Below are 26868 nucleotides of genomic sequence, written 5' to 3' on the forward strand. Positions count from 1 at the left end.
ACTAGAAATAATACAGTCACAAATACTAAAAATCATACGGGCGTTTTCTGTTCAATGTCATGCTGGCGTCGGGCGGTTATTCCTGGACGGTTTTCCTGTAGAGAAAAGGGATGCCGATATGGCAGCCTTGGGAAAGGCTAGTGTTGATGGAGATATCCGCGATTTTGCAGGAATCCTGGAGAGATTGATTGATAAGGGGTAAATGCGTCGGATTTATTTTAGAAAAGGATATTGCCAAGATTCTAAATGTTTCTCTCTCATCTCTTAATAAATGGATTGAGGACGGATTTATAAGCTTTGTAAAATGAAGAGTGCTGAACAATACAGAGATCTTCCCCCTGATCTGATCTGATCTGAAACAACTTCAAACACAAAAGAAAAAAATGTAAAAATAGTTTTCAGCTTTACACGGATTTTGTTTGTATCGTTTTATTCCCAATTGTAAATTGATAAGTGTAATCCGAGGATTTATCCCTCATTTTTTGCCACTTTTTACTTCGTTTTGTGCTTTTGAGTAATGCGGATTATCCGTTTGATTACCAGTTGTATTCATTTTTATTTTGCTCTTGAGTTTAATTAAAATTTAGGTGTAAATATAAAATTGAATATTATGTCGGACATTATTGTAACAACGCCCGAAGAACTACGGGCAATCGTAAGCGAAGCCGTATCCCGGGCACTCCCCAAACAGGCTTCGCCCCAGCCAATCATTGATACGATGACCTTGGACGATACTTTGAAATTGTTAAAGGAACACGGCTATCCAACCTCAAAGGCAAAAATCTACAAGCTAACCTCTACCGGAAAAATTCCTTGCAAGACGTATGGCAATAAACTGGTCTTTTCGAGGAAAGAAATACTGTTGTGGGCAGAGAATCAGACCAAAGCAAAGCATGATTCTTCCAAAGTATGTTTGCCCATCGTGCGAAGTGCCAGACGTAAAATGTAAGTGCTATGACTGATAAGACACAAGAAAAAAAGCAGAAGGGTCAATACGTTCGTGTTGGAACGACCTTGTATAAGATCGTGCAGCGACCGCTTATCAGTGGTGATTTTGTTGAAGAGAAAATCCCCTGGAGTTATGAAACGCTTCGGCAGGATTACGGAAAAAACAGCCTCCCGGAAATCGATAAATACGATGGTTTCTGCATCATCCCGGATCACATTCATTATAAGCAGATCCATGGTACCTATCTCAATAAATACGAATCATTGAATTATGTGCCTGTACCTGGAGAATTCCCAAATATCCGAATGTTTCTGGACCATATTTTCAGAGATCAAATTGAGCTGGGGCTGGACTACATCCAACTCCTTTACACCAAGCCGACACAAATACTGCCTATTTTGTTGCTGGTCTCCAAAGAAAGTAATACAGGCAAAACAACTTTTCTGCGATTCCTGAAAATGATCTTTGGTAAAAACTCGACCTTCAACAACAACGAAGATTTCCGCAGTCAGTTTAACGCAGATTGGGCAAACCGTCTGCTGATCCTGGTCGATGAGTTGTTGTTGAACAAAATGGAGGATACTGAGAAGATAAAAAATCTTGCAACTGCTATTGATTATAAGATGGAGGCGAAAGGCAAAGACCGGAAAGAAATTGAATTCTTCGCAAAATTTGTGCTTTGCTCCAATAAAGAACACAATCCTATTATTATCTCGAGAGAAGAAATCCGTTTTTGGGTGCGAAAAGTGCATACAATAGAAAAGGACGATGTTTACCTGAAGGAAAAAATGGCTAAAGAGATTCCTTTTTTCCTGCACTTTCTCCTTCATCGGAAACTTTCAACAGAGGATCAGTCACGCATGTGGTTTAGCCCTGCAGCAATAGAAACTCCGGCTTTAAGAAAAGTGAAAAGGTATAATGTCAATAAAGTAGAAATTGAACTGGCTACCTATTGCTACGACGTTATGGATGGTTTAGCGCTGGATAAAATGTGGTTCTGCCCGAAAGATCTTGCAGAAGTAATACGTGAAACCGGCTTACGCGCAGACATTGGGATGGTTCGGAATATACTCAAGGACAACTGGGGGCTAAGCTCACATAAGAACAGTGAGTACAGTTTTTATCATATTGACGCAAATGGAGAAATTGTTCCGGTGAAAAGAAAAGGGCGTTACATGGAAATCACACTTGATCAGGTCAATAAAATCCTGTTGTAATGTTGTGTATTGCTCTTTAATATGTTGAAATATAGAAAGTAATATGTAACAACAACACTACAACAACGACACAACAGAATCTGCTTTGTTGCACGCAGATTGCAACATTTAAATTGTTTGTTGTGTGATTGTTGGATTTGTAAGTAATTGAAATATAATTGTTTAATCTTGTCTTGCAACAAAGCAACAGAAAATCAGAACGAATGGCGCTATCCGAAATAAAACAACTAAGCATCAGGGATTATCTCCATCTGAAAGGGATACGACCAAAAAAAGATTTTAATAACTACGGTATGTATTTATCTCCATTCCGGGAGGATAACAATCCCAGTTTTAAAGTGGATTATCAGAAAAATATCTGGTATGATTTCGGGAGCAACGAAGGTGGCTCAATTATCGACCTGGTAATGAAAATGGATAACTGCTCATTTCATGACGCAGTAACAAGCTTGGAAAATGATATTACTGGACCTGTGCGGAATTCTTTTTCTTTTCACCGGGAAGAACTTAGTCCGATTAACAAAGAATCAGCGATTACGATTCGTGATATTAGGCCGATATCGCACCCCAAGCTGATCGATTGGGTAAAAACAAGGAAGATTGATTTGTCGTTGGCAAATTTGTATTGCCGTGAAGTCCACTACCAAAACAGTGGTCGGATTTACTACTCAATTGGATTTGGTAATGACAAAGGAGGTTATGAGCTGAGTAGCCCTGTCGGTTTTAAAGGCTGTGTTCCTCCGAAGGAAATTTCTACGATAAAAAACGCGAATTATGTCTGCCTGGTATTTGAAGGATTTTGGGATTTTCTGTCCTATCTGACTTTGCAAAGAACTGATAAAACACAATACGATGTTGTGGTTTTAAATTCTGTGGCGAATATCCAGAAGGCTCTTCCCTTTCTGAAAAAGCATACCAATATTTTTGCTTACCTGGATAATGATGAAGGCGGGCGAAAAGCATTTGACAAGATAAAGTCTTGCTGTCCCCAAGCTCAGGATATGTCTAAGCGATATGCCATTTATAAAGATCTCAATGAATACCTCTGTTCTCGGATGCGGATAAAAAAGGACAGGGGGATTGAGCGATAGGATAGGGCCTTTTTTCAATGGAGTATACTATAAATAAAAGCAAATTTTGGAAGTTTTTTGTGCAAATGAATGCCAGAGAAGATGGAGTTGCTCTGGCGATGAGGTTGCCTTGCAAGATGTCAGTTTGTATATACAAACTGTTCTTTCCCCGCTTCCGCTAATTGATTAAAAAGAAAACAGCAAAACAATGAACAAGACAGAAAATATACTTCTCCGATGCAGCATCGGGGAGAAGAAAATCATCAGTGAGTTAGCAAAGAAATGTGGTCTTACTCTTTCTGAGTATTGCCGGGGACAAGCTCTCCATGGAGAGATCAAAGCAATACCTCCTTTATCGCAGGAAGAGATTGAATATTTTCATCTGCTAAAGACCTATTGTACTCACTTTAACCGGATATCCAGCCTGATACGAAAGAGAGATCCCGGCTTGGTTGAAGAGATAAGACAATTGGTTGATAAGCTGACCCGGCTTCAGAGACGGATTGTTTGATTTTAGGCCAAGGATGGACTGAAAATTTAGTGAAAGGGTACAGCTGATGATCGCTAAAGCCAAAGCCATAGAACACGGTAGCAGGGCCATCGAATATGCTCTGCGGGAATCCAAGAAAGGAGTCCTGGTCATGTCTCACCTGGTACAAAACGAAACGGCAGACACTATTCACAAGGAGTTTTTGGAGCTTCAGGCCTGCAATACCCGGTGTAAGAATAAGTTTATCCGTATCGAGATAGGCATTGCCCCAGGAGATGAGAGCAAGCTTAAACACAACGATCTTGAGCGGATATGCTCCGAGTTCAGTAAACGTTTTGGTTTTGAGAACCACCAGTGGATTGCCTGCACACACCGGGATACCGATCATTTGCATATGCACATGATTGTGAACCGGATCGGGTTGGATCACAGTGTATATGATACCAGTTTTATCAGTAAACGAGCCGGAAAGATTGCGGAAGAGATAAGCCGGGAAATGGGATTAACGATTGCGAACGAGGTAAAACGGCAAAGCAAATACCGACCAGAGGTGAGCAGTTTTGAACGGATACTGGCCAGAACAAGGATCGTTAAAATAGCAGGCGAAGTATTAACCGGCCATCCTCAGTCTTTAGCTGAATTTTCCAAAGAAATGAGACAGAAGGGAGTTGATGTCCAGGAAGCGGTTAACAAAAAAGGCAACACTTATGGATTGCGCTTCAGTGGTTACGGCCAGACTTTTAAGGCCTCCCAGATCGGCAAGGAGTTCGGATACCGCACATTGTTGAACACCTTCTCAGTAAACAAGCAAGCGGTCACGCAGGATATGCAGGTAAAGGATCAGAAACAGTCGCAGGGCAGATCTGTCGGTGGATCACTACTGGCTGGTTTAGGTGCTGTAATCAACCCAGGTGGGTCCATGCGGGGAAGTGAAGCGCAGGAAAGAGAAGAGGAAAGACGGCGTAAACTAAAAAAGAAAGGACGAAAAAATGGGCGGAAATTATAATCCACGGGTGCAATCGGTCAAGGACGCGATGCTGGCGGAACTTATTGTAACGGAACTATCAAAATTTACGACTTCGCATCAGCAGATTCTGGAGAGTAGCGAAAAGATACTGAGTCGGTATACTGATATCGGGCTGGTGATCGAAAGAATGGACAAACGGGATCTGATGCTTGCTCAAAGCCTGAAAGATCTCCAGCTATCGACAGAGCAATACAGGCATCTGACACAGTTATCCATGTCGCTTTCGCGGGAAGTGAAAGAGATTGATCGACATGGAATCAAGATCGAACCCGGAGCGTTGGAGAAAGTGATTAAGGCCGTAGAACAAGGCAATAGGCCCCTTCAGAAACAACTTCGGTGGATTACCTATGGAATGCTCATTGCCTATGTGAGTTTGCTACTGATGATCCTGCTTTGACTGTTTAAGAAGGCCTTGTCGCTCGTTATATGGTATTACATATAAAATATAAATTTTTATTGTCGTTATATCCATTTGCATATAATTTTATATATTTGTTTGAAGTTATATTTAAAGGCATATAATGAAACAGTTGGCGGAGTTTGTAAAAGAGAGACGTAAGGAAGTGAATCTTACTCAAGAAGAGTTTGCTGAACGTGCGGGTGTTGCACTGACGGTAATTCGGAAAATTGAACAAGGGAAGACAAATCTGAATATGGATAAGGTCAACTTGGTATTGAGGATGTTTGGTCATGAGTTGGCCCCGGTTAATAGTAAAGAATTGAACGGATGAGAAAAGGGAACGTTTTTTATAGGGATTATTTCGCTGGAACAATCACAGAAACGGATGATGGGGAATATGTTTTTCAGTACGATTCGGCGTATGTGAGTGAGCATCCGGAATTGTTTCTCTCGTTTACGATGCCAGTTACAGATAAGCCATACTCCGATAAGCGGTTGTTCCCATTTTTTGAAGGGCTTATTCCTGAGGGATGGTTACTTGAAATAGCGTCAGAGAACTGGCGGATCAACCAAAATGATCGTATGGGATTACTTTTGGCATGTTGTCAAAATTGTATCGGAGCAGTAAGTGTTGTACCAATTGAGGAGGGAGATGATGCGTAAATGTTTGTATTGCTACCAGCCAATAGATGAAGACTTGGATTTTCATCCAAAGTGTTCGTCAGCGATTTTTGGTACTGCAACGCCACCTGTAATTGAGTATACGTTGAGTCAGATGGATGAGTTGGCGAAGTCTGTCGTGGAGAGAAGCGTGACTGTTCCTGGTGTACAGCCGAAACTTTCGATGACATTAGTTAAAGCAGCCAAAGAAAAAGCGGATACTCGTTTGACTGTAGTCGGAGCCTTGGGGGGGCAGTATATTTTTAAGCCGCCTTCCGATCGATTTCAGGAAATGCCGGAGAACGAACATGTGACCATGCGTATCGCTGAAGCATTTGGAATAAGAGTAGTGCCTTCTTCTCTAATCCGTTTGGCCTCTGGAGAGTTGGCCTACATCACAAAACGGATAGATCGAACAGAGAGCGGTGAAAAAATCCACATGTTGGATATGTATCAAATAACCGAGGCTTTCGATAAGTATAAAGGTTCTATGGAAAAAGTTGGAAAAGCTCTGGATACCTATTCCACAAATACATTGCTTGATAAAATCTTTTTCTTTGAATTGGCTCTTTTCTCTTTTCTAACGGGCAATAACGATATGCATTTGAAGAACTTCTCCATGATTGAGCAAGCCTCAGGTTGGGGACTGGCTCCGGCCTATGATTTGTTGAATGTGGCTATTGTTCTTCCTGAAGATGATGAGGAATTGGCATTGACACTGTGCGGCAAAAAGAAAAAGCTTAAACGGGAACACTTTGTGCAATTAGGTGAAGGCATGGGGTTAACCTCGAGGCAAATAGAGGGGAGTTTTAAACGGATGGTGAAAAATCGAGCGAAAGTTGCGGCTTGGATTGAAAAATCATTTTTGTCTGAGGAGATGAAACAAGAGTATCTGCATTTAATGAATGTTCGATTTACAATCCTTAGAGAATAGATTTTTCTAATTTTAAATTTTTGCAGTCCGTTGTAGCAACACTTGGAATGATATTAAGCCTGAAATTTGGAAATCATTTACGCAAATGCTTAAGTTTGCTGCAACATGCTTACCCCGCTTCCCGTTGGATCAGCGCGCTCAGGGTAGGCTTTTTATTTTTATCCCTATGAGTAAGTGCCTTATAATAAACCTGCACTTACCTATGCCGATCAGCTTCAATAAGCAAAATCCAGAGGTCTAATTATTGCATCTGAAGGCGAATTTCTGCGTCTTCTTGAGTTAAAAAACTATTACCGTTATAGCGGTTATTGGTATCCCTTGTTAGCCGATAAACAGGATCATGTGTTCAAACCAGGCGCTACTTTTGAAACGGCTTGGCAAATGTATATGTTCGATCGGGATATACGCCAGTTGGTAGTTAATGAAATGGAGGAAGTCGAAGTGGGGGAAGATTGACAGTTGGATAGAAGCTAAATAGGAGGAAAAACTATTTTATTTTCCTCCTACTCAATTGTCTAGTATTAAGATATATTGTGAATTCGTTTTCCCTATTCTACAGATTGAGTTTCTTTTTTCAGAATCTTATCCAAGACGACATCTTTATCCAGTTTTTTGGTGCAGAAGAACCAGTCTTTGCAGTCAAGTTCTTCGTCTTCCATTCGTCCTTTAGCTGCTCCGCAGGAACCGGCAGGACTAATAATTACATCATCACCAGGACGCCAGTCAGCAGGAGTGGCAATCTTGAATTCGTCAGCTGCTTGCAAGGCTACAACCACCCGGTATAATTCGTCAAAGTTTCTTCCCAAACTTAACGGGTAGTAAATGATCGTTCTTATAATCCCCTTCGGATCAATAAAGAAAACTGCTCTGACCGCTTTTGTTGAATCTTCATTGGGTTGGATCATCCCGTATTTTTTGGCAACATCCATTTTAATGTCTTCAATCAGCGGGAAGTTCACTTCAACGTCCTTCATACCTTTATATTCAATTTTTTCCTTGATGGTTCTCAACCATGCAATATGGCTGTACAAACCATCAATTGAAAGCCCGACAAGTTTACAGTTTGCTTTTGCAAATTGATCTTCCATCGTCGCGAAAGTCATGAACTCAGACGTACACACCGGAGTGAAATCGGCAGGGTGGCTAAAAAGGATAACCCATTCACCTTTGTAGTCAGATGGGAAATTGATTTCGCCCTGAGTTGTTATGGCCGTAAACTCGGGAGCAGCGTCGCCAATTCTTGGCATGCTTACTACTTGTTGTTCTTGATTATTTTCCATTTTGAAAATTTTAAGTTTATTATTCCGTCGGTCGCCCTGAAGCGATGTTTTTACTTCTTTCAATCGATTGCAGTGCCAGATAGTTATCTCCGAACTTTCGGAGGTTTTCCATTTCTACGTCGAAATGGTCTCCATGTCTTTCTTCATCTTCGACCAGCGATTCGAAAATCTTCTTGGACACAGAATCGGCATTGAGGGAGCACTCGTTTGCCCAAAGATTGTAGTCGCGTGCACTCGATTCCTCCATGGAAGTGGCCATTGCTAGCATTTCTTTTACTTCATGAATTTTCTTGACTTTCTCGGAAGCCACCATTTCAACTTCTCCTTTTAAAAACAGAATTCGCTCGGCTAGTCGTTCAATATGCATCATTTCCTCAATGGCCGTCTTTTTGAACAAGCCTGCAAGCAGGTCGTAGCCTTGGTCGTCGCAAAGGAAATGGAAGTACATGTATTGATGTACTGCAGAAAGCTCATCAGAAATGGCCTTGTTTAATAATTCGATACTTTTTTCTTTCATTTTAATTGGTGCTATAATTTATTTTTAACATTTATCAAACGTTCCTTTTATCTGAAGTACAAACTCTTTGATATGGAATCCTTTAATTTCCCTGTTCTTGAAATATTCTCTTAGAACTGTATCCAATTCTTCGTCGATATAATCTTCAATTAAGTCACATTCGGTACAATACAAATGATGGTGTTTACCCATAACGCCGTCGTAACGCATTACATCCCGATCGGTTGTGACCCGTCTTATAAGTTTGTTTTCAATCAAGGTGTCAAGTACTTTGTAGACAGTGCCGGAGGCAATATTCGGGTTGTTCTTTCGAATATGCTCGATTATGTTGTCGGCCGTTGGATGTCCGCCAACGCCGTAAACAGCTTCAAGAATTGCAATTCTTTGAGGTGTGACTTTTAGTCCCTTATCTGAGAGTTGATTTCTTATATTTTCTATTGTCGTTTTCATTCAATCTTATTGCTTGAAGATGAATAGCTGTCAACCATTGTTTGTAAATCAATAATTTGATCTATAGTTCTAAATATTTCGTGTTTTATTTGTCGGTTTTGTATGGCCATTTTAATGAATAGGATGCTTAAATATAGAATTTTACGTTGTCTTTTTAAATTTGATCCTAAATGAGATTTATTATCTTTTAAGAGCTATTAAAATTATAAAACGTCCACTTTAAAAACAAGCATTTCAATGAATAAAGTGATCAAATGTTCGTTTTGTCGTGGTTTGGAATTATTTGTGTGTTGTTGATTCAAGCCGTGTGTAGACTAAGAAAAAGAAAAGTTTACAGGAGGTCTTCATGGGATTGACATTTCAGGAATCTTTGTCCTTCAAAGGACATTTGAAGGACGGAATCTCGAAAAAAGTCGCTTTAAAATTTCTCGTCAATTCTCTTTTTTGTTTTGTAGGTTTAATTACTCAGGAGTGGTTGTTCAGCTAACATCTTTTCAATAGCCATTCGTGAACCAAATCGTGAATCGATCCGAAGGTGTTTTCTCAGTTCATAGGGTCTAGAATCGCCTTTTTAATATACACAAAGATCATTAGCTGGGGCGTCAAAAGCAAGAGAATTCAAAAGGATTGATAGAAGCTTAAGGGGAATTATAAGCAAGGAATACACACTATTAAAGAAAAAACTGTGGTTCCTTTCTCTGCCCACAATTATCAAAAAGTCGTTCGCGAATTGTTTGAATAATTTCCACATCGAACGTGCGCGCTTGTTCCGGACATTGCTTAACGCAGGCACAGCACCAAATGCATCTCTCAGCGTCGGTAAAAACGTTGCAGTTCACCGTTATGGCACCTGGCGGGCAACTTTCGGCGCAGGCTCCGCATAAGTTGCAGTTGGAGCTATTGGTTTCGGGTGCAAGGGCTGGTCGTTGTTTACGCTCTACAAAAGGTTGATTACCTGGTAACTGCTCGAGTGCGAATAGGTGATCACGATTAGGGGTTTCCAATTTTACTTTGATCTGGCTCGAGAATGCGTGAATTTGCAGCAGATCATTAGCATCAGGCCGATTGGCTGCAATCGGCTTTTGAGCAGTAGAGTACGAGTGTTCTCCGATAAAAGCAGCCGCAGCAATAACCTGAAAATTTGCTTTTTGTACAAGCTCTGCCAATTCAAGCAAAGCGTCGTCGAACTCCCGGTTCCCGTAAACAACAAGCACGATTGCTTTTGAGCCTTTTCCATCGATATTCAGAAAACGAACGACTGCATCGAGCGGCAAGCGGCCCGAATAGACGGGCATGCCTATAATCGAGATCGAATCTGCGTTAAAATGATCTGTGTTGATCTCAAAATCCGGCTTTGTCAGGTTAATCTGATTGACAAGGTTTGAACAGAGATCGTTAGCCAGCGTGTTTGCTATCGTTTTTGTGGTGTGAGTTGGCGAAAAGTAGATGCTGTTTATTGATTCCATAGCATTTGAAAATTAAATCCGGCAGCCTTCAAAATTATAAAAATGAATTTGAGACTGCCGGAGTTTCTCCCCAATAATCATTTGTTGACTATTTTTCTTTTTCGAATGGCCAGCCGGCAATTCCACCTTCCATCACTTTCACGTTGGTGTAGCCATGTGCCTTTATCAGCATGGCCGCTTCGTAGCCACGCAGCGATATTTTACAATAGGTGACAATCGTTTTGTTTTTGTCGGCGGGAAGTTCGTTGATGCGTTTCCTGAGAACGCCCAGTGGAATCAGTGTTTCACCAACGCCAAGACGGGTTTGTTCGTATTCATCGGCTCCACGAACGTCAAGAATATACAGGTCTTCGCCGCTATCGAGCATTGTTTTCAGATCGAGCGCCGAGATGCCATCAAACAGACCGTGCATCTTATTTTGAAGGATATGAGCCGTTGCGATACTGTGGTCGATAGCCAGTGAGAAGGGAGGCGCGTACGGAAGATCGGCATTCACCATGTCGTCAACCGTTAATTTCCCTTTGATTGCTGTTGCCCAAATAGCCAGTTGTTTGCTGACGTCGCCCGGACCGAGGCATTGCGCACCCAGAATTCGCCCGGTTTTCCTTTCTGCAACCAGTTTGGTGAACAGTAGTTTACCATCCATAAAACCCGGTTTGTCGGGGCTGGCATTGACCGCTTTTACATAGTCAATGTCAGCATCAATCGCTTTGGCTTCCGATAAGCCGGTGATTCCTACGCCGTAATCAAATATTTTACAAACTCCGGTCTGAATCGTTCCCGGAAAGGTCGCTACATTTCCTTTGATGATGTTTTCGCCGGCTGCACGACCTTCAAGATTTGCCAGGTCGCCGTAAGGGGCTAAGACATTTTTGCCGGTAATCAGGTTGGGAATTTCGCAGCAGTCGCCGGCAGCGTATATATCAGGGTCGCTGGTTTGCATGTACTCGTTGGCAATGATGCCTCCAAGCTTGCCAATTTCCAGCCCGGCGGCTTTCGCTAAATCAACGCGGGGACGTATGCCGATGGCTACAACCGCCAGTTCGCAGGGGATTTCCGTACCATTCTGCAATTTAACACCGATTAGTTTGCCATTTTCTCCAATGAATTCGGCAACACCATTTTTAGTCACCACATTGGCTTTCGATTTCAGGTAATTTTCAACCAGCTTCGCCATTTTCCAGTCGAGGAAGGTGAGGAGTTGTGGCAGAAGTTCAATCATTGTCAGTTCAATCCCAGCCAGGTGAAGGGCTTCCAGGGTTTCGATACCGATTAAGCCGCCACCGATCACAACTGCTTTCTGTATTTTCTTTTCGTCCCTGATTTTACGCAGGTAGTCAGCATCCTGCATCGATTGCAGTGTTGTGATGCCATCAAGGTTGATTCCCGGAATTGGTGGCATATTCGCCGTTGCTCCGGTCGCAATTACCAGCTTGTCGTACTCCTGCGTGCCGGTTTCTCCGGTCAGCAAATCTTTGTATTCAATCAGCTTTTTAGCCCGATCTATTTTCGTTACCTCGGTGTTAATTTTGCAAACAATACCCTTGGCATTCCAGTAAAAATTAGGGTCGCGAACCACGCCGGTCGGAGTACAAAGCAATTTATTGCGATCGTCGAAAAATCCGCCCACGTAATACGGAAAACCACAGGAAGCCATCGACAGGTCGGGGCCTTTCTGAAACATGGTTATTTCGGCAAATTCGTCCATGCGTCGTGCGCGGGCAGCAGCTTTCGGACCTGCAGCTGAGCCGCCAATAACGATTATTTTCTTGCGTGTAGTCATTTCAAATTCGATTTAAGGTTAGAATTGATGTGTTTGCCCGGTCTTGACGAACGGGTTCGAAAACTGGTTTTGAAAGGCAGCCAATGCCGGTAAGTCAGTGCAATGTGAAGGGAGTATCGTTTCAACTTTTTCCCGCATGAAATAGTTGATGGTTTCCTTCGTTTGAAGGTTATTTTGTTTCAGATGGAAGCCGCCAATCACGGTTTTGATGTGGTCGACTCCGGTAATCTTTTTGGCGTATTCGCAGATGTTGCAGATGCCGGAATGGCTGCAACCGGTCACGATGATCAAGGCCTCGTTTTCGATGAAAGCCAGAGCCGAATCATCGGGAACAAAATCTTCGTTCCCGTTTTCGTCAACAAAAGCAATCGTTTGCGCCTCGAAATTGTTTGCTCTTGGAATCTCAGCCAGGAAAAAGATGTGTTTGGAAATTTGAACAGGAGTGGCTGAAACCTGCAGATCAAACTGTTTTTCAACTTCCTGGCGGCTCATGCGCAAGCCTAAATTTGTCTGATCGTGTTTCCGAAAACGCTTCATAAATGATTTTGGATGCGTCAGCAACGGCTTATTTTGAATGTATCTCAAGCCGTCCCCGTGATCCCAATGTCCGTGACTAAGAACGATTTGGTCAACTTGCTCATTCAAATTGATGCCCAAACGACTGGCATTTTTCAGGAAGACATCACTGTGCCCTGTATCCAATAGAATTGTTTTTTCATCATGCTCAATCAGGTACGACAGTCCGTGTTCCGCATAAAAGCTGCCTCCGGCAACGTTTTCAGTTAATACCGTTAGTTTCATACCATTTTTATTGCAAAGAGTTGATCGAATTTTTCTTTTACAAATTCCGGAATTCGCATAGGCTTCCGGGTCTTGCTGTCGACAAAAACAACCGTCGAGTTAGCCGAACACACCAACTGGTTTTGCTCGTTCCGTGCTTCAAACTGAAAATTCAACCGAGTGATGGGCTCTTCAGCAATAATGGTGTGAATTGTCAGCAGTTCGTCGTAACCGGCAGGTCGATGATATTGCAAATTCATACTGATGACCGGCATCATAACTTGTTGTGCCTCCAGTTTACTGTCTTCAATTCTCATTTCGCGCATCAATTCGGTGCGAGCCTGGTGAAAGTAATTGACGTAGTTACCATGGTACACGTAACCCATTTGGTCGACTTCACCGTAACGGGGGCGCAGGGTTATTTCTCCTTTAATCATTCCTTGTGTTTCAATTTTGTTTGACATATTTGAAGCCCCAGGCTTTATCCGACACCGATTTTTGAATCGATTCGGCCAGGGCTCTGAATTTTTCAACCATAATCGGGTTCTTGCTTATTTTGAAGGTTTCGGGCGAATTCACTTCATTTTCACAAATTAGCGGCAGTTGAGCCAACAGTGGAACATTGAGTTGGTTCGCCAGCAGCTGGCCGCCCCCGTTCCCGAATACAAAATAGCGCTCGTCGGGGTGTTGTGCCGGTATAAAATAGGCCATGTTTTCGACCACGCCCAAAAGTGGCACATGGAGGTGCTCATTTTCGAACATATCAGCAGCTTTCTCCGCGTCTGCCAGCGACAATTGCTGGGGTGTAGTCACAATTAGTGCTCCTGAAATCGTTAGTTTCTGAATGGCGGTTAGCTGAATGTCGCCTGTCCCCGGAGGAAAATCCAGGATCAAGAAATCTGTTTCGCCCCACTCGGTCGACGATAATAGTTGCGTCAGTACGCCGGATGCAGCTGGTCCGCGCCAGATCAATGATTTTTTCTTGGTAACAAAGAACCCAACGGAAATGAGTTTGACGCCATATTTTTGAACAGGCATATATTTTTCACCTTCCGGATATTTAAAAACCTGTGGCTTTTCATCCTGAACATCAAAAAGAATCGGGCTTGAAGGTCCATACAGGTCGGCGTCGAACAACGCTGTTTTATAGCCTTCAGACGCCAAGGCGACTGCAAGATTGGCAGCCACAGTTGATTTGCCGACGCCGCCTTTCCCGGATGCTACAACGATGATGTTTTTTACACCGGGGAGTTTTATTTTTTCGATTGTTGCTTGCTTATTCATTATCAATTAATTTTTTCCAAATAGCTCTGATTTGATCACTTAATTCTGATTCAGGTGCCCAGTCGACAATGCTTTTACAGTTGATCATGGCTTCTACCCAAACCTGCGAGAATGGTATTTTACTGATTACCGGAATTTGCTTTCCGACAGCCCATTTTTCGATTTCCTCCGTCATTTCCGGGTTGATGTCGCATTTGTTGATGACCAGGAATACTTCCAGTTTGTATTGACTGACCAACTCGGTGATGCGTTTCAGATCGTGCATACCTGATACAGTCGGCTCTGTTACTAACAATACCTTATTGATACTACTCAACGTTGAAATTACCGGGCAGCCGATTCCCGGGGGACCATCGATTAAAATGAGGTCAGACTGAATATCGTGCGCTTCTTTGCGCGCATGGTCGCGAACGAGATTGACTAATTTTCCCGAATTATCTTCGCCTGGTGCCAAACGAGCGTGTACCATTTTTCCGTTCCGAATAGCACCGGCAAACCAGCGGCTTTCGTTTTGATCAATCATCGTGATGGCGCCAGTTGGGCAAACGCGCGCGCATAATTTGCAACCATCACAAGCTGTTTCGACAACCGAATATTCGCCGTTTGCTAATTTGATGGCGTCAAAACGGCAGTAGTCCATGCATTTGCCGCAGCTCGTGCATTTTTCGACGGCGATATGAGCCTTTTGGCCGGAGGTATAAACCTTTTCGAGGTAGTTACGCGGTTCTAGAATGAGGTGTAAGTTCGCGGCATCAACGTCGCAGTCGGCAACAACTACTTTGGGGGCTAAAGTGGCCAGAGCTGCGCTGATCCCGGATTTGCCGGTGCCTCCTTTCCCGCTTAAAATTGCGATTTCTGTCATCTCTGTAGTTGTTTCGTAATGTTCTGATGTAATTTCTTGAACAATTCGCTGTACTGTAGGTATTTATCTGTAATAAGGTCGCCTTTAGCATAAGTCTCTGCGATTCGCTTGTCGAATGGAATATGACCTAAAACGGCGATTTCTTCCTTATTTAAATAGTCTTCAATCAGTTCTTTTCCAATTCCGTACCGGTTAATCACGACACCAAATTCTTTTTTCAGTTTGCGGAGTGTTTCAACCGACAGCTTTAAGTCGTTTAACCCAAATGGAGTTGGTTCGGTCACCAGGACAACGTAATCCGCCCGTTCAACAGTTGCAATAAACGGACACGAGGTTCCCGGAGGTGAATCCAAGAAGGTCAATGTATCTGCTTCGGCCATGTTAATCGTTTGCCCGATAATCGGGACTGGCGAGTAAATGCCTATTTCCGTCTGACTTTCTAGCACATCTGCATTGGCGCTGATGGAATATTGTGTAATACTACCGGTAACTTTTTCTTTTTCGGTAATGGCGTCGTATTGGCAGGCGTAAACACAAGCCCCGCAGTCGTGGCACAAATCCTCAATCACCCGGATTGTTTTGATTGTAGGAAGCATGATGATGGCGTTATAACTGCAATATTCCTGGCAATTGCCGCAGAAGGTACATTTATGCGAGTCGATTACCGGAATGTGCGTCATTGTGAGCGTTTCCTCTTCAACATTTCCCCGAATAAATTCACAAACATTGGGTTCTTCGGCGTCGCAATCGATTAGCCTTACTTTTTGTCCTTGCCGGCTAATCACATTGAAGAGGTTTGTCGAAACCAGCGTCTTGCCGGTCCCACCTTTGCCGCTGGCAATAGCTATTTTCATTGATTTATAGGATTGTCATTTTACGAAAAACGGGTGTTTGCCCGGTGCTTTGTAGAAATACAAGCTTCATGTAGCAATCTGATCAATTTCTTAGCAATACAAATCGGGCAGGGTAGAAGGAGCTTCACCCGTTTGATTTGTGCGGAATAAGCCCTTCCTCCTGCCGATTTTGCTTCAGTTATGGTAAGATCTCTACAAAGCTTGAATTTAATGATCACAAGCGTTAGTTCCTGTCATCAGCCTGTTATCAATTAAATCACGAACCAACTCATTTGCCGGCTTATTTGGAGCTCCGGCATGGATGATAATATTATTGGATTTGAATAGGTTAACTGCTTTTTGTCCGATACCGCCTGATATAATTTCGGTAACGCCTCTTTCTGCCAACCACTTTGGCAGTAACCCGGGCTCGTGAGGTGGTGCTTCAACGACGGTTTCGTTACCGATAGAATCGTTCTTTACTTCGATTAAAGTAAAATGCTTACAATGTCCGAAATGTGTACTTAAAACACCATTTTCGGTTGGGATAGCTATTTTTCTCATTGTTAGTTTTTTATTTATCTGCCTCTTCTTCTTCCACCACCAAATCCACCTCCGTTAGATTGGCAGCGTTGTTTTCCACGGCCTCTGTTCCTGAACATTGGTCTCATTTCCATTTGTTCCAGATTGTTTTCTGTTGGTGTCATTGTGTTCTCTTCTCCAAAAATCCGGTTTGTTTTGTTTCCGCATTTTCCCATCGAACGACCTGTCATCGGTCCTTCACTTTTGGGTCCTTGTCTGTTAAGTCCTGGCATGGCTTCTGTTTTTAATTTTGACTAATTTGATTCAATATTTCTTCGATGGTAATGTTAGTTTTACCATGAATAATCATCTGGATATTCAATCCACTAAGTATATCTTTTACCTTACCTCCAAATTCTCCCGATATAATTCGGGTTACCCCTTGCGATACAATAAATTGAACGGATGCAGGACCAGCTCCCTCGTTGCTGGCTTGCCCCGGGTTTGAGAGGAACTCTGTTTGTTTCCGCTCCGTGTCGTAAATGGCAAAGAAAGAGCATCTTCCAAATCGATTATCCATTTTTGATTTTATGGTGTGACCAGTTGCTGTTATTGCTATTTTCATCTATATATTTGATTTTATTAGATTGTAAATGATGCTTCTAGATGTATCTAAAAAGAACAAATGTTCATTGCAAATATAGCGAAGATATGATTACGAGGAACAATAGAACCATTAAATTTTTGACGAATTAAAAGTATTGGTATTTAATTCTTTGATTTAGAATAGGATGATCTTAAGAGGAAGAAGGTTTTGTTTATCTATTCTGCTGTCTCAAAATTCATAATGTTCTTAAAGAAATTTAGAATTTGTAATGACTTTCAAAGATTTTAGTTACCCATAAGAATATCTAGAATAGATCCGCATAATGCATTGATTCCAGGGACGGAATTCTTCGGCAAGCCTGGTAGCATCAATTTCAGAATACTGGATATTGAAGATGTATATTCCTTTTATTCGGAATTATTTTAAAAGTTTATTTGTGTTTGGATATGGGGTAAAATCGGAGTTGAAGCTGCCTGTTGATTTGTGTGCAAATTGTGTGCAAATAAAAAGAGGTTATAAGTTTTTAATCTTATAACCTCTTGATTTTAAGTAGCGAGAGGCGGGCATGATCCGCCGACCTCATGATTATGAATCATGCGCTCTAACCAGCTGAGCTACCTCGCCGTATTATTTTTGAGGTTGCAAATATAGTATTTATTTTTTGTTGGCATAAGGGGAGAGCGAAAAAATAACTTAACTTTTTGAATGAGTATTCTTGTTGTGTTAGCCTATTCTGTTAAGAATTCATTTTGGGTGGTGTTAAGTAGATGATGGTCAGAATGAAAGATTCCATTCGACAGTTATTCCCAGTAGCTAGAGTTTTTTCTACGGTTGAATTGTTTTGGAATAAAAAGAGGAGGGGAATTCCCCTCCTCTTAGTTTTTCTATATTAATAACAAGGTGACGCTTTATGTCCGCCTCCATGATGTCCGCCTCCGTGATGTCCACCTCCGTGATGGTTTCCATTATTATTGTTGTTATTATGTCCCCAGAAGTTCTTCCCACCTTCATTATCGTCTCCACCTCCAGAAAAGCCTCCGCCAGCTTTTGCTTCGTTATTTAATAGGAGCATCATAGTTGTCGCAGAAAGTGCTGCGAGCCCTGTTTTCTTTAATGCTTCCTTTCGGGTGATTTTTTTCTCAAGTAAATTGAGTTCGTGAGGTCTTTGTTTGTTCTCCGCCGTTTTCATCTCTATTATTTTTAGTTGTTATTAAATTTTTCCCCATTTCTAATCTACATCATAAATATGTGATCAGTTAACGTAATCTGCAATGCGTAATTTCCCGTATTTTTATGTTGAGAATATTTTTAAGTTTATTGCTTGTTTCACTTTCCGGATTTTGAGAGATTTTTCGCGGTTTCTGAAGAGGGTTTGATATAAGGGAAGATATAGTTGGACTCTTTATCTGCATATCGGAAACTTTTGTTTCGCTTTTAAAGCTTAATTTAGATAAATGAGAGCGAACGGAGAGAGGTGGTTTTTCTTAAAATCTGAATAATGTTATGCAATTTAAGTGTCAGTAAATAATGTTGATATTTGACTAAATGTAAATAGCTTTGTTGTCACTAATTTTAAAAGGATGTCAATTTCGTATGTGAAAAGAAAAATAGGTCAATCCTATCTGGTATGGTTGCAAAACTCGAATTTGTATTTTTTGCTTGAAGAACCAGCGTGGTATGTGTTTAGCCGAGTAGCCAAACGATACAAAACGGAGACAATCGCGAGAGATTTTTCTCATCGTTATTCCGTTGATTTAGCTGAAAGTTTAACTTTTGTGCGAGATATAAGAGCACGAACGGAAAAGATGAACCAAATGAAAGCTTGGGTTGAGGGAGATTTTCAATCCAGTTCCGAGATTTCGAATTTTCGTAATCCGTGTTTTTCGTCGGCTTATTATATCCTCGGCACCAAGGTGATTAGGTTCACGTATGGGAATGAATTATTAGAGAGGTACATTCGACCTTTGATTCGTCATTTGGAAATCACCGCGAACGACGCTGTGGCTCATTTCGAATTGTTCGAGTATGAGGATGAGGTTGTTTTTCGATTGAACAATGAGATTGTAGATGTATGGACAAAGCAAGAGAGCCATTTGGTGAAAGGGCGTGTTTTCATCGAGCTTGTTAATATTCTGCATAATAAGACCAATGAAGATTGGCTAATGACAGTGCATGCCGCAGCGGTCACGAACGAGAAGAAGACGATCCTGTTTTCAGCTTCGCCAGGTAGCGGAAAATCTACATTTTCGGCATTGCTCCAATCTCGGGGCTTTCACCTTATTTCAGACGATTTTGTACCTTTTGCTAAAGACTCGCTAAACGCTTACCCTTTCCCGGGTGCCATGTCGGTAAAAGAAGGCGCGATGGGATTGTTGAAAAACTATTACCCGGAGTTGGAAGGTCAGCCCCTTACACAAGTCACTCCGGAAAAGAAAGTTAGGCATATTCCTATCGCCAATGAAAAGATGGATTTATTATTTCCAGTTTCCGAAATTGTATTTATCAAGTATGATCAGGCTGTTGAGTTTGAATTGGAGGAGCTGGATTTTACCCAGGGGTTGAGGTTGTTGTTACAACAAATCTGGGTTCCGCCAAAGCCGGAGAATGTTGAGATCTTATTCGATAAACTTGAACAACTTTCCTTTTTACAGCTAACCTATTCGGACACTGACAGAGCTTTGGAAACCATTGAAGATATATTTGCTCATGAATAAAAAGGAGCTTTTTTATTTTGTCGGTAAATGTTTGACAATTCAAAAGCACTCTGACTTCAGGGACGAGTTGATTCGAAAGGTTGATCAGGTCGATTGGTATGACTTTGTATCCTTGTGCAGTGATCATCTTGTAATGCCTGCAATTTACGTCCGGTTCGATAAAGCTAATGTCTTAGGATATCTCCCTGATGAGTTGGTCGATCATCTGCGCCAGATTTATGAGATGAACACCGGAAGGAATCGCAAAATTCTGACACAGGTTTCGGAGATTACAGCGTTATTGAATAAGGAAAACATCAAGCCCACCTTCCTAAAGGGCGTTGCCTACATTTTAGACGATGTTTATTCAGACGTTGGTGAGCGTATGATGAATGATATCGACTTTTTGGTTGATGAAAGGGATTATCTCAAGTGTGCAGGATTGCTGAAATCAAAAGGATATCAGCAAGAGGAAGAAACGCCGGGATACATTGATGTGGCTGATTCGAAGCATTATCCTCGACTTTTTCATCCGGAGTGGGGTGCCGCAGTGGAAATTCATCGCATCCCTGTGGATCAGGCATATTTGAATCAGTTTAATTCGTCGCTAATCGATCGGGAAAAAGTATTCGCAAAGAAATTATTGGGATGCTATGTTCCATCTGATAAGCATAAGCTGGTGCATTCATTTATACATAGTCAGCTTTCGAATGAAGGGCATTTGTACGGAATGATATCATTGCGCGGTTTGTGCGATTTGAGCAAACTTGCTGAACGTTATTCGTTAAACGAGGCGTTGTCATTCATAAAGCCGAAGCACAAAGCGATTGCCTATTTTGCTTTAGCTGATAGAATATTAGGAGAAGAACGAGCGTTCTTCGAGCACCGAAATATATCCTATTCTATTTTGAAGACGAAACATATATTGGGTATTCGATTTAAAATCTTCCGAACTATTTTTCGAAGCCTTATTTTCTTTTCGCAGCGTATTATTGGCGGATATATTTTGCTGCCAATATCAGCCATTTTCATTAAAAGAAAGAGAGAGTATCTAATGCGTAGGCTTCGTGATGACAGTTGGCTTAAGAACCATCGTCAGATCTGGGGGCAATTCTTTAATCGACGATTGTAACTTGTAGCTTCGATGAAAATAAAGCGAGGCTATTTTAGTTTTTCGCTCTATTGTTTATTTTTCTTTAATGGAAAATACTTTCTTCCGACTAATTGTCCACCAAAAAATGCCCCTACAAGAATTGGGTAAGTATATAGAGCAAACCCGATGTCGCTATAGATGCGAAGCAGAATAACAATCGGTACGGGGATGTGGATATAAATCCACCACATGAGGCTGAACTTTTTGTGCTTGGAGCGAAGTGCCCCAAACGGAATATTAACTAGAAAAACGATCAGTGCGACGAGAAGTATCTTCATTAACCTATATTTGAGGTGTAAATCTAATAATTATTTACACGCAAAAAACTGTCGTTCAAAGTGTGTTCATTTGCCCGGATTTGCTGCTATATTCTTACTTTTTATATCCGCTTAATTTTCGATTCATTAACATCAAGTTTACATGCGATGGGCATCAATATAATATGTTGAAAATAAAACTACCTTTGCAGCTCAATTTTTGGCATCGATGGCATAGGGGTGTAGTTAAATGTATTTTTTATTGTCATCAGTGCTTATTGGGTACGAAGAACATGTTGTTCTTCGATTAAATAAATACAATGATGACATTTGAACAGACGGGTATTAAACCCGAACTGCTTAGCGCCATTTCAGAAATGGGCTTTGAGCAACCGACTCCTATTCAGGAGAAAACCATTCCACATCTTATCAATAATAAAAACGACTTGATTGCACTGGCGCAAACGGGTACAGGTAAAACTGCGGCCTTTGGCTTGCCTATTTTGCATAATTGCGATGTAAACAAAAAGGATATTCAGGCTTTAATTTTGTGTCCGACCCGCGAGTTGTGTTTGCAAATTAGTCGCGACTTGGATGCTTTTTCCAAGAATCTGAAAGGATTTAAAAATATTCCGGTATACGGCGGTGCTGATATCGGCAAGCAAATGCGTGAATTGCGAAATGGCGGGCAGGTTGTTGTAGGAACGCCTGGGCGTGTTCATGACCTGATTCGTAGAAAGGTATTAAATGTGAGCCAAATTCGTTGGATGGTTTTAGACGAGGCTGACGAAATGTTGAACATGGGTTTCAAAGAGGAGCTTGATGCTATCTTAGCACAAACTCCTGCGATTAAGCAGACCTTGCTTTTTTCGGCAACCATGCCGAAAGAGATTGCCAACATGACTAAAAAATATTTGAATTCGCCGGATGAAATCGCTGTTGGGCGTAAAAACGAAGGTGCTGCAAATGTGGAGCATCATTACTATGTTGTGCATGCAAAAGATAAATATGCTACCTTGAAACGAGTGGCTGACAATTATCCAAATTGTTATGCGATTGTTTTTTGCCGTACCCGCATGGAAACCCGTGATGTGGCTGAGAAATTGATGGCTGATGGTTACAATGCTGATGCTTTGCATGGCGATTTGTCGCAGGCTCAACGTGATTATGTGATGAGCCGTTTCAGAACAGGACAGTTGCAGATGTTGGTTGCCACCGATGTGGCCGCTCGTGGATTAGATGTTAACAGTCTGAGCCACGTGATCAATTATAGTTTGCCGGATGATCCTGAAGCATATATCCACCGTAGTGGGCGTACCGGTAGAGCGGGGAAAAGCGGAATTGCGGTTTCGATTTTGCATATGCGCGAAACCGGAAAACTGAAACAAATTGAACGGATCTCAAATAAAAGGTTCGAACGCAAAGAAGTGCCCGGAGGAGAGGAAATTTGTAAGGTTCAATTGATGCACCTTGTTGATAAAGTTGCTGAAATTGAGGTGAACGATTCGAAGATCGATCCTTACATGGTTGAAATCATGGATAAGTTTGCAGGCTTGAGTGCCGAAGAAATCTTAAAGCGATTTGTTTCGGTAGAGTTCAATCGTTTCCTGGATTATTACAAGAATGCTCCGGATTTGAATGTTCGTGGACAGGAACGGAAAACTGTTGACAAGCGTGGAGGACGACGTGGCGAATCGGGAGGAGACAGCATGAATTTTAGCCGTTTATTCGTTAATGCGGGTAAAAAACAAAATCTGAATGCATCTCGCCTTTTAGGTTTGATCAATGATCACTCTACACGAAAAAATATAGAGATTGGTAAGATTGATATTCAGCGTAAATTTTCTTTCTTCGAAATCGACAGCCGATTCGAAAAGGAACTGATTCAATCCATGAACCAGTCATCAATTGATGGACATCAGCTTGAAGTTGATCGGGTGACAGGTGAGGAGCGGGTGTCACATCCGAAAATAAAAGCGAAAAAGAAAAATCAATTTGAAGGCAAGCGGCCTGCAAAGCGAAAAAGAACCAGACGATAATAAATCAAAAAAGAACAGGCTTCACATTAATGTGGAGCCTGTTCTTTTATTTATAAGTTTCGTTTTTTTAGTGGACTTCGTCAGCCAGTAATTCTTTGGCCCGCTCTAATATTTTTGAATCATCGATTAATACAACTCCTCCATTGGGACCTGGCTCGATATGGAGACCTACTGATTTACCACGGTCGTAATTTGCGCCTCCAAAATAATTCCTGACGGTTTCTACTTCAATGTCAAACTCGTGCGCAAGTTGGCGGATTGAACCGTCAGGCAAACTGTCTTTAATTTTACGCAATTCATTAAAAGTGATTTTTTTATCCATGGCAGTAAAATTTTATGGGTTATACAACTATTCGTTACTAATAACTCCCTTAAAGTTAAAATTAATAAATTAATAACGTATAGATGTAACTGAAGACCGATATAAAATTTGTATGTTTTTTAAAAGGTTTGCTAAATCAAATCGTTTTTAATCATTTTGGAAGCTTTAAATAATGGGCGTTTGGTGAAATGTGTCTTGATATATAGGGGGTTAGATGTTAAAAAACATTTAACGTTTTTTAGCAAATGATTTTTACAATGACTTTGTTTACGAGCCCAAAAATTTCAACTTCTGTAAAGGTTGATCTTGATTCTTATTTCAAACTATCGTAAAGCACTTGATGTAGAGCCGGTCTAATGTTTAAATCGAAAAGTCCGGAGTTTTCACGTGTCGGATAAACCCGATTGGAAAAGAAGATAAATAATAGATCGTTTTCCGGGTCAGCCCAGGCAAAGGTTCCGGTGTAGCCGCTATGCCCAAAGCTTTCAGGACTTGCACTTACAGCCGGATACGCATCTTTTAGTTTATTTTCCCGATTGTCGATATAGGGTTTGTCAAACCCTAGTCCCCGGCGATTTTCATTTTCAGGGTATTGAATACGAGTGAACTCACGGACACTGGCCGAATCGAGTAATTGCTGGTTAGCGTATTTTCCATACTGCAAGTACATCTGCATAATTTTAGCCAAGTCAGTTGCTGTTCCAAACAGCCCTGCGTTTCCCGAAACACCGCCCATCATAGAAGCTCCTTCATCGTGAACGAAACCTTGCAACAACTCTTTTCTGAAAACATTGTCTTGCTCTGTAGGCACAATTACTTGCTGAGGAAAATATCTATACGCATTGTATGTCACCGAGCTTGCTCCCAGCGGAAGATAAAACTCTTTTTTGAGGTAATTCTCGTAATTCTCGCCTGTTAAATCCTCAATCACTCTAGGGAATAGATAGAAACCCAATCCGGAATAAGTATATTTTTTTCGCGGAAGTAACCTGGAATCTCTTATTTCCGAGTAAATTTCATCGACATAGTGGTTGTTCATATATAGATGAGAGGACACCCTTAAATTAAAAGTTGTCGTTGGATGATCTCTGAAAACAGAACTCTTTAGTTGGCCGTTTTTTCGAACCGTTTTTTCGTAGTAATTGATCCAGGGAAGGAGGCCGGCTTGATGAGCCAAAATCTCACGACTGGTTATTTTGTCCTTGTTGGAGTTCCGAAAATCGGGCCAATAAAAAGAAAATGGCAGGTCAAGATCGATTTTTTTTTCGCTGTGAAGTTTGATCAAAGCCGGCAGTGGGCCGGTAATTTTGGTTAGCGAGGCCCAATCATAAATGTCCGTCTTTTCAACCGATCGTTTTTTGTCGTAAGTGAAGTAACCATAGCATTTGTGAAATACAACCTGACCATCTTTGGCTACTAATATCTGACATCCGGGAAAAGCCTTCTCTTTCAGCCCGCGGTTAACAATACTGTCAATCTTGAAATTCAGAAAAGATGAAGACATCCCAACTTCTTCAGGTATGGAATATTTAAAGCGGCCATTTTTTTTTATCGAGATGCCTTGGTTCATTAAAAAGTCGTCATTGACGCGCACCGGAAGTTTCCCATTCACATCAATCCCCCCAAATATTGCCTGAGCCGCTAGTTCTTGAGTGGTTTGGTTTTCCTGATAGGTGATTAGCAGGGCATCCGAGTGTTTCGCATTATTTAGGTAATTCAATGCATAAGGATTACCGAACAGAACCGTTATCTGTTTTGTCGGCGAAAAAGCTTCCAGGGCATTATTAATAATTGGGCTAAGTCCATAATGCCCGGAAATACTGAGCCGCATGTCATGAATGCCAACAACAATTAAATTGTACGGTTTCAGTTCGAGCTTCAGTTTTTCGATATCTTTTTGAGTCGCATTTTTAGCAAGATTGAAAAAATCTACGGCCATGTAATTAGCCAGCATTTTCTGAAAATAGGTTTCATGAGCTGTCCCAATCGAAATGGCAGCAATTTTTAACGTATCCAGTTTTTGCAGAGGCAATAACTGGTTGTTGTTGTTTAACAGCGTTAACGATTGCTCGTGCAATTGCCTTTTTGTCGCCTGGTATTCAGGTTTGTCGTAATCTGTAGCTATTCCATCAATGACGCATTTTTTGTATTCATCGAGCTTGAGCCACTTTTTCAGAGCCAGGATTTTACGGCATTTGTGATTGATGGCATCTTCAGACAGGTCGCCATTTTCGATGGCTTGCTTTACAGCTTTTATTCGTTCCCCCAGGTTGGGAACAATCTCCATCATATCGTTTCCGGCTATAAGCGCTTTTACAGTTGCTTCCCCATCTGAAAATTGTTTGCTGACACCATGCATGTTCATCGCATCAGTTATCACCAGTCCCTGAAATCCAAGGTCGTCAATTAGTTTATTCTGCACCAGATTAGTTGACAGTGACGCCGGAATGTTGCTTTCCGGATCGTATGCTTCGACGTGTAAATGTGCGGTCATTATTCCACCAACGCCTTTCTTAATCAGGTAGGTGAAGGGGAAAAGTTCAATGGAGTCAAGTCGTTCAATACTGTGCTTAATGACAGGCAGTCCCAAGTGCGAATCGGTTTGAGTATCTCCATGTCCGGGAAAGTGCTTGGCAACGGCTAAAATCCCCGCATCCTGCATCCCTTTGGTGTAAAGCCAGGTTTTTCGAGCAACATTTTGCGGGTCTTCTCCAAACGATCGGTAGTTAATCACCGGATTATCCGGGTTGCTGTTTACATCGGCAACAGGTGCAAAATTAATGTGCACCCCAATGCGTTTCATTTGTTCACCAATTTCGTAACCCATCTGATAGATTAAGCTATCTTGTTGAATGGCTCCAAGTGCCATCTGAACAGGATACTTGGGTGCTCCTGTTAATCGGAATCCGGGTCCCCATTCGCCATCCATCGTAATCAACAAAGGAATTTCACTTTCAGCTTGAAGTTGATTGGTGATTTTAGCTTGTCGTTCAGGGGTGCCTTGCATGAATATTATTCCACCAATATGAAAGTCTTTTATTTTACTTAAAATTTCAGCATTTTCAGGGAGGTCTTTTTGGGAGTAAACCTGTGCAATAAACAGCTGACCAATCTTTTCGTCCAAACTCATTTGTTTCAGGGTGGAGTCTACCCATGAGTCATTGGTATAGTTAAGAAAATCGGGCTTGTTTTCTGCAAAAGAAAATAAAACAGGCAAGCACAGAAAGACCGAAAATAAGAGTCGGGTTAGGATTTGCATAAATCTATTTTTAC

Annotated in this window: 30 protein-coding genes and 1 tRNA gene; 13 read left to right on the forward strand and 18 right to left on the reverse strand. The window is 41.5% G+C overall.

Annotated features, from left to right (window positions below; all coding sequences use genetic code 11):
- Nucleotides 1-610: 610 nt before the first annotated feature.
- The 10 genes from GR929_RS04990 (at nucleotide 611) to GR929_RS22125 (ending at nucleotide 7203) form a co-directional block, all read left to right on the forward strand.
- Nucleotides 611-949, forward strand: a complete 339-nt coding sequence (locus tag GR929_RS04990) for a helix-turn-helix domain-containing protein (protein WP_159517829.1) — start codon at nucleotides 611-613, stop codon at nucleotides 947-949.
- A gap of 5 nt (nucleotides 950-954) precedes the next feature.
- Entirely contained in the window at nucleotides 955-2166 is a 1212-nt protein-coding gene (locus tag GR929_RS04995; protein WP_159517830.1) for a primase-helicase family protein, read from the forward strand.
- A gap of 203 nt (nucleotides 2167-2369) precedes the next feature.
- Nucleotides 2370-3257: a CHC2 zinc finger domain-containing protein gene (locus GR929_RS05000; protein WP_159517831.1), complete on the forward strand. Its 888-nt coding sequence runs from the start codon at nucleotides 2370-2372 to the stop codon at nucleotides 3255-3257.
- 187 nt (nucleotides 3258-3444) lie between these two features.
- Nucleotides 3445-3747: a plasmid mobilization protein gene (locus tag GR929_RS05005; RefSeq protein WP_159517832.1), complete on the forward strand. Its 303-nt coding sequence runs from the start codon at nucleotides 3445-3447 to the stop codon at nucleotides 3745-3747.
- Between the two features lie 46 nt (nucleotides 3748-3793).
- Nucleotides 3794-4732, forward strand: coding sequence for a relaxase/mobilization nuclease domain-containing protein (locus GR929_RS05010; protein WP_159517833.1), 939 nt, complete (start codon nucleotides 3794-3796; stop codon nucleotides 4730-4732).
- A complete protein-coding gene (locus GR929_RS05015) occupies nucleotides 4716-5150 on the forward strand; it encodes a hypothetical protein (protein WP_159517834.1) in 435 nt (144 codons plus the stop codon). Before GR929_RS05010 ends, GR929_RS05015 begins: the two co-directional genes overlap by 17 nt.
- 124 nt (nucleotides 5151-5274) lie before the next feature.
- Complete coding sequence (locus GR929_RS05020; RefSeq protein ID WP_107823948.1) at nucleotides 5275-5484, forward strand: type II toxin-antitoxin system Y4mF family antitoxin; 210 nt, start codon at nucleotides 5275-5277, stop codon at nucleotides 5482-5484.
- Entirely contained in the window at nucleotides 5481-5816 is a 336-nt protein-coding gene (locus tag GR929_RS05025) for a HipA N-terminal domain-containing protein (protein ID WP_159517835.1), read from the forward strand. Before GR929_RS05020 ends, GR929_RS05025 begins: the two co-directional genes overlap by 4 nt.
- Entirely contained in the window at nucleotides 5806-6747 is a 942-nt protein-coding gene (locus tag GR929_RS05030; protein WP_159517836.1) for a HipA domain-containing protein, read from the forward strand. The genes GR929_RS05025 and GR929_RS05030 overlap by 11 nt, the downstream gene beginning before the upstream one ends.
- Before the next feature lie 264 nt (nucleotides 6748-7011).
- Entirely contained in the window at nucleotides 7012-7203 is a 192-nt protein-coding gene (locus GR929_RS22125; protein WP_394366231.1) for an Abi family protein, read from the forward strand.
- Nucleotides 7204-7295: 92 nt separating this feature from the next.
- Here GR929_RS22125 and GR929_RS05040 read toward each other — a convergent pair whose 3' ends face one another.
- From GR929_RS05040 to GR929_RS05110, 15 genes are all read right to left on the reverse strand, one after another.
- On the reverse strand, nucleotides 7296-8027 hold the full coding sequence (locus tag GR929_RS05040) for a peroxiredoxin (RefSeq protein ID WP_159517837.1): 732 nt from the start codon (nucleotides 8025-8027) through the stop codon (nucleotides 7296-7298).
- A 19-nt stretch (nucleotides 8028-8046) separates the two neighbouring features.
- Nucleotides 8047-8544, reverse strand: coding sequence for a bacterioferritin (locus tag GR929_RS05045; protein ID WP_201300907.1), 498 nt, complete (start codon nucleotides 8542-8544; stop codon nucleotides 8047-8049).
- Nucleotides 8545-8568: 24 nt separating this feature from the next.
- Nucleotides 8569-8994 (reverse strand): Fur family transcriptional regulator, encoded by a 426-nt coding sequence (locus GR929_RS05050; RefSeq protein WP_159517838.1) that lies wholly within the window; start codon nucleotides 8992-8994, stop codon nucleotides 8569-8571.
- 671 nt (nucleotides 8995-9665) lie between these two features.
- Nucleotides 9666-10460 carry an EFR1 family ferrodoxin gene (locus GR929_RS05055; protein WP_159517839.1) on the reverse strand — a complete coding sequence of 265 codons (795 nt, stop codon included), beginning with the start codon at nucleotides 10458-10460 and terminating at the stop codon, nucleotides 9666-9668.
- A gap of 88 nt (nucleotides 10461-10548) precedes the next feature.
- Entirely contained in the window at nucleotides 10549-12243 is a 1695-nt protein-coding gene (locus tag GR929_RS05060; RefSeq protein ID WP_159517840.1) for an FAD-dependent oxidoreductase, read from the reverse strand.
- 18 nt (nucleotides 12244-12261) lie between these two features.
- On the reverse strand, nucleotides 12262-13044 hold the full coding sequence (locus GR929_RS05065) for an MBL fold metallo-hydrolase (RefSeq protein ID WP_159517841.1): 783 nt from the start codon (nucleotides 13042-13044) through the stop codon (nucleotides 12262-12264).
- Nucleotides 13041-13487 (reverse strand): acyl-CoA thioesterase, encoded by a 447-nt coding sequence (locus GR929_RS05070; RefSeq protein WP_159517842.1) that lies wholly within the window; start codon nucleotides 13485-13487, stop codon nucleotides 13041-13043. The genes GR929_RS05065 and GR929_RS05070 overlap by 4 nt, the downstream gene beginning before the upstream one ends.
- Complete coding sequence (locus tag GR929_RS05075) at nucleotides 13471-14307, reverse strand: Mrp/NBP35 family ATP-binding protein (RefSeq protein WP_159517843.1); 837 nt, start codon at nucleotides 14305-14307, stop codon at nucleotides 13471-13473. Before GR929_RS05075 ends, GR929_RS05070 begins: the two co-directional genes overlap by 17 nt.
- The gene (locus GR929_RS05080) at nucleotides 14300-15169 is read right to left on the reverse strand and encodes a P-loop NTPase (protein ID WP_159517844.1); all 870 of its coding nucleotides are present in this window, start codon (nucleotides 15167-15169) and stop codon (nucleotides 14300-14302) included. Before GR929_RS05080 ends, GR929_RS05075 begins: the two co-directional genes overlap by 8 nt.
- Nucleotides 15166-16023, reverse strand: a complete 858-nt coding sequence (locus GR929_RS05085; RefSeq protein WP_159517845.1) for a nucleotide-binding protein — start codon at nucleotides 16021-16023, stop codon at nucleotides 15166-15168. The genes GR929_RS05080 and GR929_RS05085 overlap by 4 nt, the downstream gene beginning before the upstream one ends.
- A 207-nt stretch (nucleotides 16024-16230) precedes the next feature.
- A complete protein-coding gene (locus GR929_RS05090; protein WP_159517846.1) occupies nucleotides 16231-16566 on the reverse strand; it encodes a NifB/NifX family molybdenum-iron cluster-binding protein in 336 nt (111 codons plus the stop codon).
- A gap of 14 nt (nucleotides 16567-16580) precedes the next feature.
- Nucleotides 16581-16817 carry a DUF5320 domain-containing protein gene (locus tag GR929_RS05095; protein ID WP_159517847.1) on the reverse strand — a complete coding sequence of 79 codons (237 nt, stop codon included), beginning with the start codon at nucleotides 16815-16817 and terminating at the stop codon, nucleotides 16581-16583.
- A gap of 11 nt (nucleotides 16818-16828) precedes the next feature.
- Nucleotides 16829-17149 carry a NifB/NifX family molybdenum-iron cluster-binding protein gene (locus GR929_RS05100; protein ID WP_159517848.1) on the reverse strand — a complete coding sequence of 107 codons (321 nt, stop codon included), beginning with the start codon at nucleotides 17147-17149 and terminating at the stop codon, nucleotides 16829-16831.
- 532 nt (nucleotides 17150-17681) lie between these two features.
- Nucleotides 17682-17755, reverse strand: a tRNA-Met gene (locus GR929_RS05105).
- 265 nt (nucleotides 17756-18020) lie between these two features.
- Nucleotides 18021-18320, reverse strand: coding sequence for a hypothetical protein (locus GR929_RS05110; RefSeq protein ID WP_159517849.1), 300 nt, complete (start codon nucleotides 18318-18320; stop codon nucleotides 18021-18023).
- Between the two features lie 406 nt (nucleotides 18321-18726).
- Here GR929_RS05110 and GR929_RS05115 point away from each other — a divergent pair, with 406 nt between their 5' ends.
- Nucleotides 18727-19845, forward strand: a complete 1119-nt coding sequence (locus tag GR929_RS05115) for a hypothetical protein (RefSeq protein WP_159517850.1) — start codon at nucleotides 18727-18729, stop codon at nucleotides 19843-19845.
- A complete protein-coding gene (locus tag GR929_RS05120; protein ID WP_159517851.1) occupies nucleotides 19838-20956 on the forward strand; it encodes a nucleotidyltransferase domain-containing protein in 1119 nt (372 codons plus the stop codon). The genes GR929_RS05115 and GR929_RS05120 overlap by 8 nt, the downstream gene beginning before the upstream one ends.
- 47 nt (nucleotides 20957-21003) lie before the next feature.
- Here the strand turns inward: GR929_RS05120 and GR929_RS05125 are convergent, their stop codons facing one another.
- Entirely contained in the window at nucleotides 21004-21255 is a 252-nt protein-coding gene (locus tag GR929_RS05125; RefSeq protein ID WP_159517852.1) for a hypothetical protein, read from the reverse strand.
- 299 nt (nucleotides 21256-21554) lie between these two features.
- Between GR929_RS05125 and GR929_RS05130 the strand changes: the two genes are divergently transcribed.
- Nucleotides 21555-23273: a DEAD/DEAH box helicase gene (locus GR929_RS05130; protein WP_159517853.1), complete on the forward strand. Its 1719-nt coding sequence runs from the start codon at nucleotides 21555-21557 to the stop codon at nucleotides 23271-23273.
- Between the two features lie 67 nt (nucleotides 23274-23340).
- Here GR929_RS05130 and GR929_RS05135 read toward each other — a convergent pair whose 3' ends face one another.
- On the reverse strand, nucleotides 23341-23595 hold the full coding sequence (locus GR929_RS05135; RefSeq protein ID WP_159517854.1) for a DNA-binding protein: 255 nt from the start codon (nucleotides 23593-23595) through the stop codon (nucleotides 23341-23343).
- 313 nt (nucleotides 23596-23908) lie between these two features.
- Nucleotides 23909-26854: a glycoside hydrolase family 3 N-terminal domain-containing protein gene (locus GR929_RS05140; protein WP_159517855.1), complete on the reverse strand. Its 2946-nt coding sequence runs from the start codon at nucleotides 26852-26854 to the stop codon at nucleotides 23909-23911.
- Nucleotides 26855-26868 lie beyond the last annotated feature (14 nt).

Origin of the sequence: Sunxiuqinia indica (assembly GCF_009847015.1) — a bacterium.
Taxonomy (GTDB): domain Bacteria; phylum Bacteroidota; class Bacteroidia; order Bacteroidales; family Prolixibacteraceae; genus Sunxiuqinia; species Sunxiuqinia indica.

Excerpts from the sequence above, each read along its gene's own strand:
- GR929_RS04990 (WP_159517829.1), top strand. The coding sequence starts at position 611 with ATGTCGGACATTATTGTAACAACGCCCGAAGAACTACGGGCAATCGTA.
- GR929_RS04995 (WP_159517830.1), top strand. The coding sequence starts at position 955 with ATGACTGATAAGACACAAGAAAAAAAGCAGAAGGGTCAATACGTTCGT.
- GR929_RS05000 (WP_159517831.1), top strand. The coding sequence starts at position 2,370 with ATGGCGCTATCCGAAATAAAACAACTAAGCATCAGGGATTATCTCCAT.
- GR929_RS05005 (WP_159517832.1), top strand. The coding sequence starts at position 3,445 with ATGAACAAGACAGAAAATATACTTCTCCGATGCAGCATCGGGGAGAAG.
- GR929_RS05010 (WP_159517833.1), top strand. The coding sequence starts at position 3,794 with ATGATCGCTAAAGCCAAAGCCATAGAACACGGTAGCAGGGCCATCGAA.
- GR929_RS05015 (WP_159517834.1), top strand. The coding sequence starts at position 4,716 with ATGGGCGGAAATTATAATCCACGGGTGCAATCGGTCAAGGACGCGATG.
- GR929_RS05020 (WP_107823948.1), top strand. The coding sequence starts at position 5,275 with ATGAAACAGTTGGCGGAGTTTGTAAAAGAGAGACGTAAGGAAGTGAAT.
- GR929_RS05025 (WP_159517835.1), top strand. The coding sequence starts at position 5,481 with ATGAGAAAAGGGAACGTTTTTTATAGGGATTATTTCGCTGGAACAATC.
- GR929_RS05030 (WP_159517836.1), top strand. The coding sequence starts at position 5,806 with ATGATGCGTAAATGTTTGTATTGCTACCAGCCAATAGATGAAGACTTG.
- GR929_RS05040 (WP_159517837.1), bottom strand. The coding sequence starts at position 8,027 with ATGGAAAATAATCAAGAACAACAAGTAGTAAGCATGCCAAGAATTGGC.
- GR929_RS05045 (WP_201300907.1), bottom strand. The coding sequence starts at position 8,544 with ATGAAAGAAAAAAGTATCGAATTATTAAACAAGGCCATTTCTGATGAG.
- GR929_RS05050 (WP_159517838.1), bottom strand. The coding sequence starts at position 8,994 with ATGAAAACGACAATAGAAAATATAAGAAATCAACTCTCAGATAAGGGA.
- GR929_RS05055 (WP_159517839.1), bottom strand. The coding sequence starts at position 10,460 with ATGGAATCAATAAACAGCATCTACTTTTCGCCAACTCACACCACAAAA.
- GR929_RS05060 (WP_159517840.1), bottom strand. The coding sequence starts at position 12,243 with ATGACTACACGCAAGAAAATAATCGTTATTGGCGGCTCAGCTGCAGGT.
- GR929_RS05065 (WP_159517841.1), bottom strand. The coding sequence starts at position 13,044 with ATGAAACTAACGGTATTAACTGAAAACGTTGCCGGAGGCAGCTTTTAT.
- GR929_RS05070 (WP_159517842.1), bottom strand. The coding sequence starts at position 13,487 with ATGTCAAACAAAATTGAAACACAAGGAATGATTAAAGGAGAAATAACC.
- GR929_RS05075 (WP_159517843.1), bottom strand. The coding sequence starts at position 14,307 with ATGAATAAGCAAGCAACAATCGAAAAAATAAAACTCCCCGGTGTAAAA.
- GR929_RS05080 (WP_159517844.1), bottom strand. The coding sequence starts at position 15,169 with ATGACAGAAATCGCAATTTTAAGCGGGAAAGGAGGCACCGGCAAATCC.
- GR929_RS05085 (WP_159517845.1), bottom strand. The coding sequence starts at position 16,023 with ATGAAAATAGCTATTGCCAGCGGCAAAGGTGGGACCGGCAAGACGCTG.
- GR929_RS05090 (WP_159517846.1), bottom strand. The coding sequence starts at position 16,566 with ATGAGAAAAATAGCTATCCCAACCGAAAATGGTGTTTTAAGTACACAT.
- GR929_RS05095 (WP_159517847.1), bottom strand. The coding sequence starts at position 16,817 with ATGCCAGGACTTAACAGACAAGGACCCAAAAGTGAAGGACCGATGACA.
- GR929_RS05100 (WP_159517848.1), bottom strand. The coding sequence starts at position 17,149 with ATGAAAATAGCAATAACAGCAACTGGTCACACCATAAAATCAAAAATG.
- GR929_RS05110 (WP_159517849.1), bottom strand. The coding sequence starts at position 18,320 with ATGAAAACGGCGGAGAACAAACAAAGACCTCACGAACTCAATTTACTT.
- GR929_RS05120 (WP_159517851.1), top strand. The coding sequence starts at position 19,838 with ATGAATAAAAAGGAGCTTTTTTATTTTGTCGGTAAATGTTTGACAATT.
- GR929_RS05125 (WP_159517852.1), bottom strand. The coding sequence starts at position 21,255 with ATGAAGATACTTCTCGTCGCACTGATCGTTTTTCTAGTTAATATTCCG.
- GR929_RS05130 (WP_159517853.1), top strand. The coding sequence starts at position 21,555 with ATGATGACATTTGAACAGACGGGTATTAAACCCGAACTGCTTAGCGCC.
- GR929_RS05135 (WP_159517854.1), bottom strand. The coding sequence starts at position 23,595 with ATGGATAAAAAAATCACTTTTAATGAATTGCGTAAAATTAAAGACAGT.
- GR929_RS05140 (WP_159517855.1), bottom strand. The coding sequence starts at position 26,854 with ATGCAAATCCTAACCCGACTCTTATTTTCGGTCTTTCTGTGCTTGCCT.